Annotated in this window: 11 protein-coding genes; 2 read left to right on the top strand and 9 right to left on the bottom strand. The window is 47.7% G+C overall.

What is annotated here, in order from left to right:
• Positions 1-41: 41 nt before the first annotated feature.
• The 9 genes from purF to nagE form a co-directional block, all read right to left on the bottom strand.
• Positions 42-1556, bottom strand: a complete 1515-nt coding sequence (gene purF / locus G7083_RS10025) for an amidophosphoribosyltransferase (protein ID WP_166014639.1) — start codon at positions 1554-1556, stop codon at positions 42-44.
• 32 nt (positions 1557-1588) lie between these two features.
• On the bottom strand, positions 1589-2080 hold the full coding sequence (locus G7083_RS10020) for a CvpA family protein (RefSeq protein WP_166014638.1): 492 nt from the start codon (positions 2078-2080) through the stop codon (positions 1589-1591).
• 62 nt (positions 2081-2142) lie between these two features.
• Entirely contained in the window at positions 2143-2739 is a 597-nt protein-coding gene (locus G7083_RS10015) for an SPOR domain-containing protein (protein ID WP_166014637.1), read from the bottom strand.
• Complete coding sequence (folC, locus tag G7083_RS10010; protein ID WP_166014636.1) at positions 2740-4005, bottom strand: bifunctional tetrahydrofolate synthase/dihydrofolate synthase; 1266 nt, start codon at positions 4003-4005, stop codon at positions 2740-2742.
• A gap of 44 nt (positions 4006-4049) precedes the next feature.
• The gene (gene accD, locus G7083_RS10005) at positions 4050-4976 is read right to left on the bottom strand and encodes an acetyl-CoA carboxylase, carboxyltransferase subunit beta (RefSeq protein WP_166014635.1); all 927 of its coding nucleotides are present in this window, start codon (positions 4974-4976) and stop codon (positions 4050-4052) included.
• Between the two features lie 172 nt (positions 4977-5148).
• Positions 5149-5943 carry a tRNA pseudouridine(38-40) synthase TruA gene (gene truA / locus G7083_RS10000; RefSeq protein ID WP_166014634.1) on the bottom strand — a complete coding sequence of 265 codons (795 nt, stop codon included), beginning with the start codon at positions 5941-5943 and terminating at the stop codon, positions 5149-5151.
• A 104-nt stretch (positions 5944-6047) separates the two neighbouring features.
• Complete coding sequence (locus tag G7083_RS09995) at positions 6048-9575, bottom strand: FimV/HubP family polar landmark protein (RefSeq protein WP_166014633.1); 3528 nt, start codon at positions 9573-9575, stop codon at positions 6048-6050.
• A 223-nt stretch (positions 9576-9798) separates the two neighbouring features.
• Positions 9799-11469, bottom strand: coding sequence for a glutamine--tRNA ligase (gene glnS, locus G7083_RS09990; RefSeq protein WP_166014632.1), 1671 nt, complete (start codon positions 11467-11469; stop codon positions 9799-9801).
• Positions 11470-11771: 302 nt separating this feature from the next.
• Positions 11772-13259 carry an N-acetylglucosamine-specific PTS transporter subunit IIBC gene (gene nagE / locus G7083_RS09985; protein WP_166014631.1) on the bottom strand — a complete coding sequence of 496 codons (1488 nt, stop codon included), beginning with the start codon at positions 13257-13259 and terminating at the stop codon, positions 11772-11774.
• A 718-nt stretch (positions 13260-13977) separates the two neighbouring features.
• Between nagE and nagA the strand changes: the two genes are divergently transcribed.
• Positions 13978-15114 carry an N-acetylglucosamine-6-phosphate deacetylase gene (gene nagA, locus G7083_RS09980; protein WP_166014630.1) on the top strand — a complete coding sequence of 379 codons (1137 nt, stop codon included), beginning with the start codon at positions 13978-13980 and terminating at the stop codon, positions 15112-15114.
• A 2-nt stretch (positions 15115-15116) separates the two neighbouring features.
• Entirely contained in the window at positions 15117-16331 is a 1215-nt protein-coding gene (locus G7083_RS09975) for an ROK family protein (RefSeq protein ID WP_166014629.1), read from the top strand.
• The last annotated feature ends 44 nt before the right edge of the window (positions 16332-16375 follow it).

Genomic DNA, 16375 nt, shown 5'->3' with positions numbered 1-16375 from the left:
CAAATGGTGGCTGAGCTCACTCAAACCACCCTCTATCCTACTTAAGCACCTTCGTTGTGCAGCTCTAAGTTGGCGAGATCTTGCTGAATTTCGCGTTGCACTTTGACATCATCGCTACGCATCGATTCCAGAAAATCCAAATACTGCTGATCGATATCCCCAGTCACGTATTCACCGTTAAATACCGAAGCTTCAAACTTAGCAATATCCGGATTACCGCAACCGACCGCATCCACCAGATCATCTAGGGTTTGGAAAATCAGTGCATCGGCTCCAATCTGTTTACAAATCGCATCATTATCGCGGCCATGGGCCACCAACTCGTTCGCGCTTGGCATATCAATACCATAAACGTTCGGGAAACGAATTTCCGGAGCCGCCGAAACGATGTAAACCTTTTTCGCACCAGAATCACGCGCCATTTCGATGATCTGCTCTGAGGTCGTGCCACGCACAATCGAATCATCGACTAACAACACGTTCTTGTCTTTAAATTCTGAGCGGATCGCATTGAGTTTACGGCGCACCGATTTCTTACGCTGCTGCTGACCCGGCATGATAAAAGTACGGCCGACATAGCGGTTTTTGACAAAACCTTGCCGATACGGTTTATCAATTGCTTGCGCGATGCGCAGCGCGATATCGCATGATGTTTCCGGGATTGGGATCACCACATCAATATCCAGCTCGCTGTAGTCATCTTTAATGCGCTGACCTAAGCGTTTGCCCATCTCAACCCGAGCGCTGTATACCGAAATCTTATCAATGAAAGAATCGGGACGCGCAAAGTAAACAAATTCAAAAATACAAGGATTGAGCGCCGGATGATCCGCGCATTGTTGAGTGAAAAGCTCACCATCAAAAGTGATATAAATCGCTTCACCCGGAGCGACATCTCGTAAAAAGTCAAAACCGACGGCATCCAAGGCCACCGATTCCGATGCGACCATGTACTCGTGCTGACCATTCACTTCACGCTTGCCTAAACAGAGTGGACGAATTCCGTGCGGATCACGAAACGCCACCATGCCGTGACCGATGATCATCGCGGTGACCGCGTAAGCGCCACGGATGGTACGGTGTACATTGCTGATTGCGCGAAACACATCATCAGCGGTGACATTGCCTTTGACCGTGTCGATTTCATGGGCAAGTACATTGAGCAGCACTTCTGAATCCGAGGTGGTATTGACGTGACGACGGTCTTTTTCAAACAATTTTTGTCGCACTTGATTGGCATTGGTTAAATTACCGTTGTGCGCCAGCGTGATACCAAAAGGAGAGTTAACATAGAAAGGTTGTGCTTCTGAAGCGCTGGAACTGCCCGCGGTTGGGTAGCGCACATGGCCGACACCCACATTGCCTTGTAGGCGCTGCATGTGTTTGGCTTCAAACACATCTTTGACTAATCCATTGGCCTTACGCAGACGGAAACGATTGCTTTCTATGGTACAAATACCCGCAGCATCTTGGCCACGATGCTGCAACACCGTCAATGCATCATAAATTGACTGGTTTACAGGCGTTGTACCCACGATTCCAACAATACCACACATGTCCTAATCCTCGATTTCGACCGTCTCCGGCGCTAAATTGCGCCAGAGAGAAAACTTGATGTTGCTTTTAGGTGTTCAAAGAACGGAGCAATAATGCGACTAAATTCAGGCACTAACTGCGAACTCTTCCACCACTCTGTGTTTGGAAATGCGGTAAACGCATCCATAAAGAACAAACCTGCCGCGACAATCAACACTCCACGCAGTGCACCAAACACTACTCCGAGAATTCTGTCGGTTCCTGATAATCCTGTTTTTTCCACCAGTTGAGCAATCACATAGTTCACGATCGCTCCAACGATTAACGTCGCCACAAACAGCGCCGCGATAGCAGCTCCATTGCGAAACATATCGTCTTGAATGTTGGTAAAGTACACCGCTAATTTGCGGTAGTACTGCGAGGCAATATAAAACGCCCCAAACCAGATCACTAAAGACAAGGCTTCTTTAGCAAAGCCGCGGACAAGACTGATCAGCGCAGACAAGCCGATCACACTTAAAATGACAATATCTAACCAGTTCATGAGCTCTTACATCTTAAGTTGGCGCGCATTTTAACAGAAAAAATCGCGACGCAAACGTTTTCTTATGGGTTTAACGGTTTAAATTTAAGCAATTGACCTTTGGCGCCGGTAATTTTTTCTAATTCCAGCAACTGGATTTCGAGCTTGGATTTCGAAACATCCGGGCCAATAATCACTCGCGTAAAATCGTTTTCTTGTTTGATATGCGCTTGATAACCACGTTTTTGCAAATCCGCCACCAAGTTGCGCGCGTTGTCAGCATTTTTCAGCGCCACTAACTGAATGATCCACGCAGAGTCTTGATAATCATTGCTTGTTGCAGTGCTGATGCTCACAGGCAAACTCTGCTCCACCAAGCTGTTGGTTGGCGAAGCGGGGGTCTGCGGTGCATTACTCGCAACAGCTGTTGTCTGAGCACTCGCTTGATTGCTGGTTTGCGTGACCGTAACCGGCGTGGCTGGCAAAGCGAGCGTATCTTGCACCGGATCAAGTACCACAAATTTTTCAACCTCACCTTGTGACTGTGGCTTAAGCGGGATACTCGCGACTTGCTCTTTAAAATGGGTTTTCTTGCCATCCAACACATCGGGCAATACGATGACGCCAAGCGCCACCAACACTATGGTGCCGACTAAACGACTTTGAAATTTACTGGCCATCTACTGCCCTCTCTTTTGCCAATCTTCCAGCACTTCACCCACGGTATGGAAAGAGCCTGCCACCACAATGACATCTTGTGGCTCAGCCTGTGTCAACGCGGCTTTAAATGCGACCACCGGATCCGCATAGTGAGTTGTGTCAGCGGGTAAATACTGGCAGAGTTGCGCCGCAGTTGCCGCCCGTGGGCCAGATAGCGAGGCCGGATACCAATGATTCACCAGCGGCATTAATTCGGCTACGGTCGCGGCGATATCTTTGTCGTGCAACATGCCCAGCACCAAGTGGAGCGTTTGCTGTGGGTAGCGCTGTTTGAGCTGCTGAGCTAAATAGTGTGCCGAGTGCGGATTGTGTGCGACATCGAGCACTATGGTTGGTGCGCTGCTGATCTGCTGCATGCGGCCAGCGAGCTGAGCGTTGGCCAAACCGGCCACAATATCCAGATCGCTAATCTCCAACCCTGCGCAACCCAGCGCCATTAACGCGGTTGCCGCATTAGGTAATGGCAAGGCCGGGATCGGCAAATCGGTTAATCCAAAGCGGCCACTGCGCCAATCCCATGTCGTGGATGAAGTTGTTTGATAAGTAAATTGAATGCCAACTTGGTGCAACTTGGCACCGATATCATCCGCATGGCCGGCCACACTGGCCGGCGGTTTAGGCTGGCCACACACTGCCGGTTTACCAACGCGGAAAATCCCCGCTTTTTCATAACCGATCACACCCAGATCATCGCCTAGCCAATCGATATGATCGAGCGCCAAACTGGTGATCACACTGACATCATGATCCACCACATTGGTCGCATCTAACCGGCCGCCTAAGCCAACTTCAAGTAGCAACACATCGACTTTTTGTTGCTCAAACAGATACAGCGCTGCCAGTGTGCCAAATTCAAACAGACTCAGGCTTACATCACCGCGCTGTTGCTCGATATGCGCAAAAGCTTGAGTGTGCATTTCATCGGCAAGATCTTGGCCGTTAATGCGTACTCGCTCGTTGTAGCGGATCAGATGTGGTGAACTGTACACCCCAACCGAATAGCCAGCGTGCAGCAAAATGGCTTCCATTAAGGCACAGGTTGAGCCTTTACCATTGGTACCGGCAACGGTGATCACCATGGGCGCAGGTTTGGTAAGTTTGGCGGCTTGGGCAACGGCTTGAACGCGTTCTAAGCCGAGATCAATCGCAGAGGTATGAATATGGGCTAAATAATCAAGCCACACCGCGAGTGACGATGTGGCTTGGGGAATAGGCTTTTGAGTCATCTAACGTACAACCATAGAATCTGTTGGTTTAGTTAGCGCTTACTTTACCCTTTTTTATTGGCTTCTGGTACCGCATAAGGCACTTCATTTGGCGCGTCGTTCACAGAAACCACCAGCGGCGAGGCTTGCCCGGTTAGTTTGGCCAGTAAACTTGAAACCCGCTGACGCATTTCTCGGCGATCCACAATCATATCAATCGCGCCATGCTCAAGTAGGAACTCACTGCGTTGGAAACCTTCTGGCAAATCTTCACGTACGGTTTGCTCAATCACGCGGCGACCAGCAAAACCAATCAGTGCTTTAGGCTCACCGATATTAATATCACCGAGCATCGCTAAACTGGCCGAAACACCACCCATGGTTGGGTCAGTCATCACCGAAATAAACGGCAAACCTTTATTTGAGAGACGCTCTAGTGCGGCACTGGTTTTCGCCATCTGCATCAGCGACATCAAAGCCTCTTGCATGCGGGCACCGCCACTGGCTGAGAAACAGATCAAGCCGCAATTGTGCTCCATCGCCGCTTCAACCGCACGCACAAAACGCGCGCCAACCACTGAACCCATCGAGCCACCCATGAAGGAGAATTCAAAGGCACACGCCACGACAGGCACACCGAGCACCGCGCCTTTCATTACCACTAGCGCATCTTTTTCACCACTGGCTTTTTGCGCCGCAGCAAGACGCTCTTTATAACGCTTGGAATCTTTAAATTTCAGCTTATCTTGTGGCTCTAGCTCTTCAGCCAATTCAAAACGCTCGTCTTGATCAAGAAACGTTTCCAAACGGCGACGCGCTTTCATGCGCATATGGTGATCACACTTAGGACAAACTTCTAAGTTACGCTCCAATTCCGCGTAATACAGCACTTGTTCACACGAGGTACACTTAGTCCAAACACCTTCTGGGATAGAGGCTTTGCGTGAACTGACAATGTTGCTTTTCTCTAAAATTTTTTCGAGCCAACTCATGGAAGACCTTTTACTCTCAATCCCCCACCATCAGCAGGGAAGATAAATTCGACAAAAACGCGTGTGGATTAAAGCACAGAAAATGCCAACTGTAGACAAAAAACTGGTTGTACCTATTTCCAGCACTTAACCTGCGCGCAATATTGTTTATTTTTGAGTCAATTACCAGCCATTAGTTCAAATTATCGGGTAAGAAAAGTGGCCCGATCGGCATGGTGGGCAAACCAAAATGGCTCGGATAATCAACGCTAACTAGATATAAACCTTCCGCTTTAGCGGTCGCCGCGGCTAAGGTGCGATTTTTTTGATCCAACAGCCACGCGATCCATTCTGGCGGCTGCTCCCCACGCCCAACCGCAATTAAGCTACCGGTAATATTGCGCACCATATGATGTACAAAAGCATTGGCTTTAATATCAATCACCACATAATTGCCGTGGCGAGTCACATTTAAGTGCATCACATTACGCCAAGGGCTACGCGATTGACAATGGACGGCGCGAAATGAGGTGAAATCATTTTCCCCAAGCAGGTACTGACCTGCTTGCTGCATTTTTTCGACATCCAATTCGCCGTGATAATGGCTGACTCCTGAACTCAAAATGCCAGGCCGGTAAGCATGGTTATAAATCACATAGCGGTAACGCCGCGCGGTAGCGCTAAAGCGTGCATGAAACTCATCCGATACCACACAAGCCCAGCGGACAGCAATATCTTTGGGTAAATTGGCGTTGCAACCCATAGTCCAGCCCGCCATCTGCCGCTCAGCCGTGGTATCAAAATGCACCACTTGACCGGTGCCGTGCACCCCAGCATCAGTTCGACCGGCACACTGCACTTCAACCGGATGATTGGCAATCTTACTCAATGCTGTCTCTAACGCTTGTTGGACACTTTTAACGTCTCTTTGGCGCTGCCAACCATAGTAGTGAGTCCCGTCATACTCGATACCTAACGCGATTCTCATGCTGTTTGTCTCTATAAAAATGGGGCGGGCAGTATAAACAGTTTGCGAGCAAATTTCTAACGAGGATCAAAAAGTGAGGCCGCTTAGCGGCCTCTCGTTTAGGATCATACTCGACCATGGATTCGGTCAATCAATCGTTTAGCTTGCTGGCGGATCTCATCATCACCATCAACAATCGCCTCTTCCAGCAATTTAACTGCCCCTTTTTCATCATTCATTTCGATGTAGATTTTGGCTAAATCGAGCTTACCGGCCGCCTCTGCTCCACTATCGACATCAATCGCGTGCACATCGCCAATCACATCGGGAAACTCATCTAAACCAACATTAAGCTTTAGCTCTTGCTGATCGGGGTCCAACTCCTGCTCTTGCGATTCAACTTGTGCCATCAGTTGGTCAATGGTCATGTAACCATCTCGTCGTGGGTCGAAGTCTAATTGTTCCTCTTGCACACCCCAATCTTCTGACTTAACTTGAGGCTCTGGAGTATTGGCAGCCCAAATATCCTGTTCTTCTGCGGGAACCTCATCAGGCAGTTGCGCTTGCTGATCTGACGTGAGATGGAAACCATTCCAATCCTCGCCGCCGATTTGCAGCATGGCATCAATATCCATTCCAGCACTATCGATGGTTTGTGCATCCAACGGCTGTTCGAAGCGCAGCGGCTGATCAATCGGATTGGGTTCACTAAGTAAATCGTGTAACGCCTGCTCATCAAACGCGGGGTCGGCAATCGCTGGTGCTGGCGCACTGGTTTGCACTATGGCATCGGCAACGGGCTCTGGTTCACTCGCCGTTGGTAACTCCAACTCGGCAAAATTTAAGAAATCATTCTCTTCTTGATCGATTTCTGCAAAGTCGGCCAATACATCCTCTTCGGCGCTGACCTCGGGCAATGTACGGTTCGACACGTCAAGCACTGTATGCTGCGGATCCGATTCTGGCTGCACATTCAATGCTCGATCGGGTTCACTTTGTAGCGCATCGGCCAAAGCCTCGGCTTCGGTGTATTCGGGTAATTCCCACTCATCGAATTCAGCAACTGTGCTCGGCTGCTCGATATTTTGTGGTTCAGCAGCCAATGCCGACTCAGGTGCACTTTGCAGCGCATCGGCCAAAGCGTCGGCTTCGGTATATTCGGGTAATTCCCACTCATCGAATTCAGCAACTGTGCTCGGCTGCTCGATATTTTGTGGTTCAGCAGCCAATGCCAACTCAGGTGCACTTTGCAGTGCATCAGCTAAAGCGTCGGCTTCGGTATATTCGGGTAGCTCAGCATCCGTCATCGCCGTGAGCGTCGAGGCTTGGCTGGCTAATGGCGTCATATCGAGCGGTGGCTCGGATCCCGCGCCAGCCTCCTCCAACCAATCGTCATCTTGTGGAATACCAAATTCATTGGCGGGCAAGGGATTAGAAACCGGCATAGGTGCTGCACTGACTTCGATTTCCGGTTGGATGACCGGCTCATCGGCTAACCCTACTGATTCATGCTGCTCCTGCGGCTCTAACAAAGGATCTTGCGCGGGTGCTGAGGTAAGCAAATCATCAATAAAGGTATCGCGATTAAACTCATCGTTTATCACTGGTTGCGATGGCTGTGCCTGCTGCTCGATGTCTAATAGTTCATCAAACAGTTCGGTACCATCTTCGACGCTCAGGGTTGCTGGTTCGGTCGCATCATCGGCGAGATCGAAATCCGCCAACAGTTCATCCAGTAGCTCAGTGCTATTCGCATCAATATCAAACTGAGCCAGCTCGTCATTCACCGCGGACTCACCGAGCACTTCATCCAACAATTGAGTGCTATTTTGATCTAATTCAACCAGCTCAGGCTCTAACTGATCAAGGTTTGAACTGCGTAGGCCCAATTCATCGGTTTCAGGAGCATCGAATTCAGCTAATAATTCTTCCAGTAGCTCTGTACTATCCTGAGCAATCGGAGTGTCTTGTGCAGCAAGAATTTCATCCAGCAGTGCAGTTTGATCAGCTAGCTCAACCGGTTCAAAATCGGCCTGCGGTTGAAGGGTGGCAAACTCCGGCTTAGGATCTAACTCAGTGTCCGTTATTGTGGCATCACTCAGTTCAAAATCATCATCCGTCGAGAGTGAATCCAACTCTTGATTAAGCAGCCCCTGTAGTGTTGCGCTATCTTGCAAGGCTGGTTCAGGGTCAAGCGCATCCAACTCGCTGGCTAATAACTCATCCAACAATGACTGTTCGACCTTCCCCTCCAACAACAGATCATTTTCATCGCCCGCTAATAGCGATTCGATATCATCATCGGAAAGGTGATTTTGATCGGCTAAGTCAAACGAGTCTGCCGCCATCATAGGAGCATCGGCTTGACTCGCTTCATCCAGCGCGCGCACCATTTCGTCTAAACCGAGGGCTTTATCCTCTTCGTTGACTGAGATGCCATTGGCGCTGGTCCCCAAAATATCAAACTCGGTATCCAAATCACCGTCATCATCGATGCCGACAAATAGCTCTTCACTGTCTGGTCGATTCAGATTAAAGTCGAGATCTGCTTCATCTAAATCAGCAAACACATCATCATCAGCAAAAGCTTGTTCAACATCATCCAGTGGTTTTTCATCACTGCTACTGAATAAGTCATCATCCAGCAGTAAATCATCACCAATATCTTCGATCTGATCCGCAGCTAACCCCATAGGGGCCGCCATGGCTAGATCCCCAGCGATGCTGGATGATGGCTGCGCCATTTGTTGCTGATCCGCCGAGCGACGATTGATCAGCAGCAGTATCACAATGGCAAGCAATAACCCTGGGATCAGCGCCAGTACAGCGACTAACCAGCCATTGGCAAGTAAATTATCTAAAGCAGAAGGTGCTAGGCGCTGCGCCTCTTGTGCTTTAATCCTTTCTTCTTCAAGCAGTTTCTCAACTTCGCTACGGATGCGGTTTTCATCACCCAATTCTTGCTTGAGCGTACTCATTTCTAATTGCACTTGTGACAGCATGACCCGCAAACTGTGATTTTTCTCCTCTAGCGCCATCACTTCCGCTTCTGCAGCTCGATTAATATCCGCCGCACGGTTTGCCTCAAGTTGAGCATTATTGGCAACATTAGCGTTGATTGTCTCCGCTTGTACTTGGGCTACCACTTCAGTTTTAGGGCTGGCCACTGGCACAGGTGCGCTACGAACTGGCGCCGGACGCACCCGTGGTGGGGTAACTGGAGAGGCGGTTAATTTCGCTTGATGAGCCGCCATAATATCAACCGCTTGTTGATTAGTATTCGCGCTAATCTGTGCCAATGAGGGAATACGCAACGTGCTACCGGGGATCAACGTATGAATATTCTGCCCCTCAAACGCTTGTGGGTTGAGTTGATAAATCGCCAACAAGGTTTGCTGTACCGAAACACTCGCTGATGGGCGGAATTGACTCGCAATCGACCATAAAGTTTGATCGGCGCTGGTCGGTCCAAAAAATCGAGCTGGCTCGGTATTAACCACCGATGGACGCACAGTGTTATCACTGTATTGTGGTGCAGATTGTACTTGGCCATTAGGACCAACCAAACGAATGCTTTCTGCACTGACAAAAGAAATCTGAGTCACAACCACAGTGGTTATCGACAGCAGCAGTCGTTGAAAAAATCGACGCATAAAAGGCTCAATATGTGCTTTGAATTTTGAAGTACGGAGATTGATTAAATATATCGGATCCACTTAGCAAAACTATAGACTGGCAGGCAAAAAATGTGTCATGACCGGAATAATCGCAGCAATCTCACACAAATTTCAGCGCTAACCTCAACCAAATTTATTTTCACCGTAAAAAATAAGCCAGCACTGTGGCTGGCTTAGCGAACAAAACTAACCGTTTTGATTACTGTTCATCGATTTTTGCAAAGCTATCGCGTAAACCGACCGTGCGATTGAACACCAATCCTTGTGGCGTAGAATCTTGGTTATCGGCACAGAAATACCCCATCCGCTCAAATTGATAACCGCACTCCGGTTGGGCGGCAAGCAAACTTGGCTCAACATAACCTTGCACTTTGGTTAATGATTGTGGGTTAATTGTAGCCGCAAAGTCATCGGCAGCAGCCGGATTTGGCACAGTGAACAGAGGCTGGTACAGACAAAATTCAGCAGCGACACCCTGTTCTGCAGATACCCAGTGGATCACCCCTTTCACTTTACGTCCATCGGCTGGATTTTTACCCAAAGTTTGTGGATCGTAAGAGCAGAAAATAGTGGTGATATTGCCTTGTGCATCTTTTTCGATACGCTCAGCTTTGATCACATAAGCACCACGCAGGCGAACTTCTTTACCTAACACCAAACGCTTGTATTTCTTGTTGCCTTCTTCACGAAAATCTTCGCGCTCAATCCACAATTCGCGCGTAAATGGCACTTCGCGCTCACCCATCTCCGGTTTATTGGGATGATTGGCTAAAGTTAGGGTTTCTACACTTTCCGCGGCGAAGTTCTCAATCACCACTTTAACTGGATCCAGCACCGCCATCGCACGCGGGGCATTTTCATTCAGGTCGTCACGAATGCATGATTCTAACGCACTGTATTCAATCATATTTTCTTGTTTAGTCACCCCAATCCGTTTACAAAACTCTCGAATCGCACTTGGGGTAAAACCACGGCGACGTAAACCGGAAATGGTTGGCATGCGCGGATCATTCCAGCCAGTAACCAGTTTTTCAGTCACTAGTTGGTTGAGTTTACGCTTAGACATCACCGTATATTCAAGGTTTAAGCGGCTGAATTCATACTGGCGTGGTTGGCAAGCAATCGTAATATTATCCAGAACCCAGTCATACAAACGGCGGTTATCTTGGAACTCAAGAGTACAGATTGAGTGAGTGATCCCTTCTAGCGCATCGGAAATGCAGTGAGTAAAGTCGTACATCGGGTAGATACACCACTTATCACCGGTTTGATGGTGAGTGGCAAAGCGCACGCGATACAACACAGGATCACGCATCACAATGAAAGAAGAAGCCATGTCAATTTTGGCGCGTAAACACGCTTGGCCTTCAGCAAATTCACCGGCACGCATTTTTTCAAACAAGGCCAGGTTTTCCGCCACGCTACGATCGCGGTATGGGCTGTGCTTACCTGGCGCAGTTAAGGTGCCACGGTATTCACGAATTTGTTCAGGTGTCAGCTCATCGACATACGCCAAGCCTTTTTCAATCAGCTCAATCGCATACTTATACAACTGGTCAAAATAATCCGATGAGTAACAAACCTCACCTGACCACTCAAAGCCAAGCCAAGTCACATCTTTCTTGATTGACTCAACATATTCGAGGTTTTCTTTTTCTGGGTTGGTATCATCAAAACGCAGATTACACTGGCCCTGATAATCCTGAGCAATACCAAAATTCAGACAAATTGATTTCGCGTGACCGATATGCAGGTAACCATTCGGCTCCGGCGGGAAACGAGTATGCACGGTGGTGTGTTTACCATCCGCAAGATCTTTATCGATAATTTGGCGGATAAAGTTCGATGGACGAGCCTCAGCTTCACTCATCTATAGCACCTCAAAATTCATTTAGTATTGTCAGAAAGCGTTTCTGTCTCTTGCGCGGCAAAAATTTGCGTAGCGTAGCATAGGCTAGAAAACAGAAAATATTGCCGCTAATCATCCACAATTCTTAGCGTTGGCACAATAAAAAGTATGGATTTGTTGTGATTATTTCTATGGTTTGCTGGTTATATCGTCGCTCACTCACCAAATGACGGGTAGCGGTCACCGGTTGTCGCTTGGCAAGCGGTAACGAAAAAGCCTCCGCTTTCGCGAAGGCTTGAAGTATCTCTAAAATTGATCAACGACTATGGCAGTTTTACAGCTGAGAGATCATCGTTTGGGTTGATATTTTTCATTTCACCCGCCACGATTTCAGCTAGAGGGCCAAGGATCACTTGCAGGTTATTGGTACCCAATTTCACCACACCCATTGCACCCAATGCTTTTAAGGTTTTCTCATCAATTACGCTCATATCGTTAACCGATAGGCGTAGACGAGTGATACACGCATCAATGCTTGACAAGTTAGCATGGCCACCCAGAGCTTTCAGGTACTGTTTTGCTAGCTCAGAAGACTCTTTTGCGCCAGAGATTTGATTGTCGCTGTCATCATCTTCACGACCTGGTGTTTTCAGACCGAATTTTAAAATCGCAGTGCGGAAAATCACATAGTACAGAGCAAAGAATACCAGACCTTGTGCAATCAGCATGTACCAGTTAACGGCTAGAGGGTTGCGAGATGACAACACCATATCGACCAGACCGGCTGAGAAACCAAAACCTGCAATCCACTGCATTGAAGCGGCGATGAACACTGACAGACCCGTTAACGCTGCGTGCAGTACATACAGCGCTGGAGCTAGGAACATGAATGAGAATTCAAGTGGTTCAGTTACACCAGTAAAGAATGAAGCAAAGCCTGCTGCGATCATGATCGAAGCCACTTTTTCTTTATTCTTAGCTGTAGAGGTGTGATAGATAGCCAGTGCCGCACCTGGTAGACCAAACATCATGATTGGGAAAAAGCCCGCTTGGTACATACCGGTAATACCTGGGATACCCGTACCTTCAGCGATAGATTTTGCACCACCTAAGAAGTTAGGAATATCGTTGATACCCGCAACATCAAACCAGAATACTGAGTTAAGTGCGTGATGTAAGCCAACAGGGATTAATAAACGGTTAAAGAAGGCATAGATACCCGCACCAGCAGAGCCTAAATCTTGGATAGACTCACCAAATGTCACCAGACCACCATACACATGTGGCCATACGTACATCAGGATAAAGGCAATGAAGATACCCGCGAAAGAGGTCAAGATTGGTACCAAACGTTTACCAGAGAAGAACGCCAACGCTTTGTGCAGCTCAACACTTGAGAAACGGTTATAGATTTCCGCCGAAACAATACCGACTAAGATACCCACAAACTGGTTGTTAATTTTGCCAAACGCAGCAGGCACAGCACTTGGATCAATACCTTGAATTTGTGCAACCGCTCCTGGCGACAGTAGGGTTGTCACCACTAAGAAGCCAACAAAACCCGATAGTGCCGCTGCACCATCTTTATCTTTAGACATACCGTACGCGACACCGACCGCAAACAGTACTGACATATTGTCGATAATCGCAGCACCCGCCTTGATCAAGAAAGCGGCTAATGCACTGTTTGCACCCCAACCATTAGGGTCGATCCAGTAACCGATGCCCATGAGTATTGCAGCGGCAGGCAAGGTGGCAACCGGTACCATCAACGCCTTACCTACTTTCTGGAAGTATCCGAGAATATTCACCTTAAGTTCCCCCTATAGGATTTTTATATAGTATTAGAAGACTTTTTTTAGCCTCCCAATTTAGTCCAAGTCAGTTTATGACATTAATTTTGCTCCGCAAATTAAAACCTCATCATTTGTGATCCTAATCACCAGACGCGGGCACAACACAAGGATTTTGCTAGCCAGATCATAAAACTTATTTTAAGATACAAAAAAACAGCCTTGATACATTAGTATCATAGCGTTTGTTGGTCAGACCTCCATCGTGTTACACTATTAAACATCGCTTTACGCACTTAATTAACCAGGTAAAGCTCGATAAAAAATAGCCAGACCAGCACTTATTTTTAGCCGCAGTTACTGTCGGCTTCAGCAAAAAAGATAATTCGCGTCTTGATTAAAGTTCGCTAACTAAGTGAAAGATACCCAAACTCCTTGGAGTTGCAGGTAAGCGGCAAGTGATTGAGTCCCCATGAGCATAGGCAAACTATGTGATTGGGGTGAGCAAACGTAGCCAACACCACTGCAGCTTCAAGCAGAAAGGGGATACACGTTTTAGTGGCGTCATCTTGTCAAGTCGCTATGCCCAAACCTCTTGGTGTTGCAGCTAAGCAGCAGATCCGTCCCCATGAGCATAGCAACAGGCTACGACTGGGTGAGCGAAGGCTGCTCGACAATGTCAACGAGTAAGGGAAGACACTGAATCTAAAAATATTGACAAGAGGATTAGCTGATCATGTACGCGCTAACTAACTGCAAAATCTATACTGGCAATGATGTACTAATAAACCACGCGGTGGTTATCCAACACCAACAAATCGAAGCGGTTTGCCCAGTCGCGTCTTTGCCTGCGGATATTAAAGTGATTGACCTACAAGGTGCGAATCTTAGCCCTGGTTTTATCGATTTACAGCTCAACGGCTGTGGTGGAGTGATGCTCAATGATGAGATCACGGCAAAAACCATCGATATCATGCACCAAGCCAATTTGAAATCTGGCTGTACTAGCTTCTTACCGACCCTGATCACCTCTTCTGATCAAGATATGCGTCAAGCGATTGCAGCAGCTCGTGAGTATCAAAACCAATATCCGAATCAATCGCTCGGTTTGCATTTAGAAGGCCCTTACCTCAATGTGATGAAAAAAGGCATTCACAGTGTCGATTTTATCCGCCCTTCTGATGACGAAATGATTGAAACCATGTGTGCCAATCGCGATGTGATCGCCAAAGTGACTCTAGCACCGGAAAATAACCGACCTGAGCACATCGAAAAACTGGTTAAAGCCGGGATTGTAGTTTCTATCGGCCACACCAACGCAACTTATGCCGAAGCACGCCAAAGCTTTGAATCTGGCATCACTTTCGCCACTCATTTATTTAATGCGATGACGCCAATGGTGGGTCGTGAACCCGGCGTAGTCGGCGCAATTTATGATACGCCAGAAGTGTATGCGGGGATCATCGCCGATGGCTTCCATGTTGATTACGCCAACATCCGAATTGCTCATAAAATCAAGGGCGATAAGCTAGTATTAGTGACCGATGCCACAGCTCCTGCAGGTGCAGAGATGGATCACTTTATTTTTGTTGGTAAGAAAGTATATTACCGAGACGGCAAATGTATTGATGAAAATGGTACACTTGGCGGTTCAGCCCTAACCATGATTGAAGCAGTTCAAAATACGGTTGAGCATGTAGGGATCGCTTTAGATGAAGCGCTGCGAATGGCGACTTTGTATCCAGCCAAAGCAATCGGTGTTGATGATAAATTAGGTCGTATCAAAAAAGGTATGATCGCCAACCTGACTGTTTTTGACCGCGACTTCAATGTTAAAGCGACAGTAGTTAACGGACAATACGAGCACAATTAATAATGAATGGCGGACAAATTGGTAACGTAGATTTAGTTAAACAACTAAATAGTGCAGCGGTTTACCGCTTGATTGACCAACAAGGACCGATCAGTCGAATCCAAGTGGCTGATATCAGTCAGTTGGCTCCCGCCAGTGTTACTAAAATTACCCGCCAACTGCTTGAGCGCGGCCTGATTAAAGAGGTCGCCCAACAAGCTTCGACGGGTGGTCGACGAGCGATTTCGTTAACCACCGAAGTACAACCCTTTCACTCTATCGCGGTCCGTATCGGCCGCGACTATATCCAGCTCAGTCTGTATGACTTGGGCGGAAACTCGCTGGTTGATGAGCACCATGAGTTTCACTACCACAACCAAGAGGTGTTGCTGACCAACCTTATCAAACGCATCCAACAATTTGTGCAACAACATAACGCTCTGATTGAACAATTAATTGCGATTGGTGTTGCACTACCTGGTTTGATTAATCCAGAGACGGGCGTAGTGGAATACATGCCCAATGTTGAGATCAATCAACTACCGCTTGGTGCTGCCATTCGTGAACAGTTTGCGGTGGAATGTTTTGTCGGTAACGATGTACGCGGTATGGCGCTGGCCGAGCATTATTTCGGAGCCAGCCAAGACTGCCAAGACTCGATCTTAGTTAGCGTGCACCGCGGTACTGGGGCAGGGATCATCGTTAACGGCCAAGTATTTTTAGGCTATAACCGCAACGTTGGTGAAATTGGCCATATTCAAATTGATCCACTCGGTGAACAGTGCCAGTGCGGCAATTTTGGCTGCCTAGAAACTGTCGCCACCAATCCAGCGATTGTTTCACGAGTTAAAAAATTGATCGCACAAGGCTATGAATCATCACTGGCTAATTTATCCAGCATCACGATTGATGAAGTTTGCCAACATGCCAATGCAGGTGATGAACTGGCTAAACAAGCGCTGGTGCGAGTCGGCAATCAACTCGGTAAAGCGATTGCCATTACCGTCAACCTGTTTAACCCACAGAAAATTGTGATTGCCGGACAAATCACCGCCACCAAAGAGATCGTGTTTCCTGCCATTCAACGTAATGTCGAAAATCAATCACTGAAAACGTTCCACCAACATTTGCCGATTGTCGCTTCACAACTCGATAAGCAACCAACCATAGGTGCTTTTGCAATGATCAAGCGCGCGATGTTAAATGGCGTTTTGTTACAAAAATTGTTGGAAGACTAAGCTTTTTAGTTAAATTTGAGCAACAGATTAACCTATAATGGCGG

This window comes from Vibrio sp. HDW18, assembly GCF_011306175.1.
Taxonomy (GTDB): domain Bacteria; phylum Pseudomonadota; class Gammaproteobacteria; order Enterobacterales; family Vibrionaceae; genus Vibrio; species Vibrio chanodichtyis.
This window is presented reverse-complemented; position numbering and strand designations above follow the sequence as displayed.

Bases quoted from the DNA above. Each gene is read 5' to 3' on its own strand.
- glnS (WP_166014632.1), bottom strand. From the start codon at position 11,469: ATGAGTGAAGCTGAGGCTCGTCCATCGAACTTTATCCGCCAAATTATC.
- G7083_RS10020 (WP_166014638.1), bottom strand. From the start codon at position 2,080: ATGAACTGGTTAGATATTGTCATTTTAAGTGTGATCGGCTTGTCTGCG.
- G7083_RS09995 (WP_166014633.1), bottom strand. From the start codon at position 9,575: ATGCGTCGATTTTTTCAACGACTGCTGCTGTCGATAACCACTGTGGTT.
- truA (WP_166014634.1), bottom strand. From the start codon at position 5,943: ATGAGAATCGCGTTAGGTATCGAGTATGACGGGACTCACTACTATGGT.
- nagA (WP_166014630.1), top strand. From the start codon at position 13,978: ATGTACGCGCTAACTAACTGCAAAATCTATACTGGCAATGATGTACTA.
- accD (WP_166014635.1), bottom strand. From the start codon at position 4,976: ATGAGTTGGCTCGAAAAAATTTTAGAGAAAAGCAACATTGTCAGTTCA.
- G7083_RS09975 (WP_166014629.1), top strand. From the start codon at position 15,117: ATGAATGGCGGACAAATTGGTAACGTAGATTTAGTTAAACAACTAAAT.
- purF (WP_166014639.1), bottom strand. From the start codon at position 1,556: ATGTGTGGTATTGTTGGAATCGTGGGTACAACGCCTGTAAACCAGTCA.
- folC (WP_166014636.1), bottom strand. From the start codon at position 4,005: ATGACTCAAAAGCCTATTCCCCAAGCCACATCGTCACTCGCGGTGTGG.
- G7083_RS10015 (WP_166014637.1), bottom strand. From the start codon at position 2,739: ATGGCCAGTAAATTTCAAAGTCGTTTAGTCGGCACCATAGTGTTGGTG.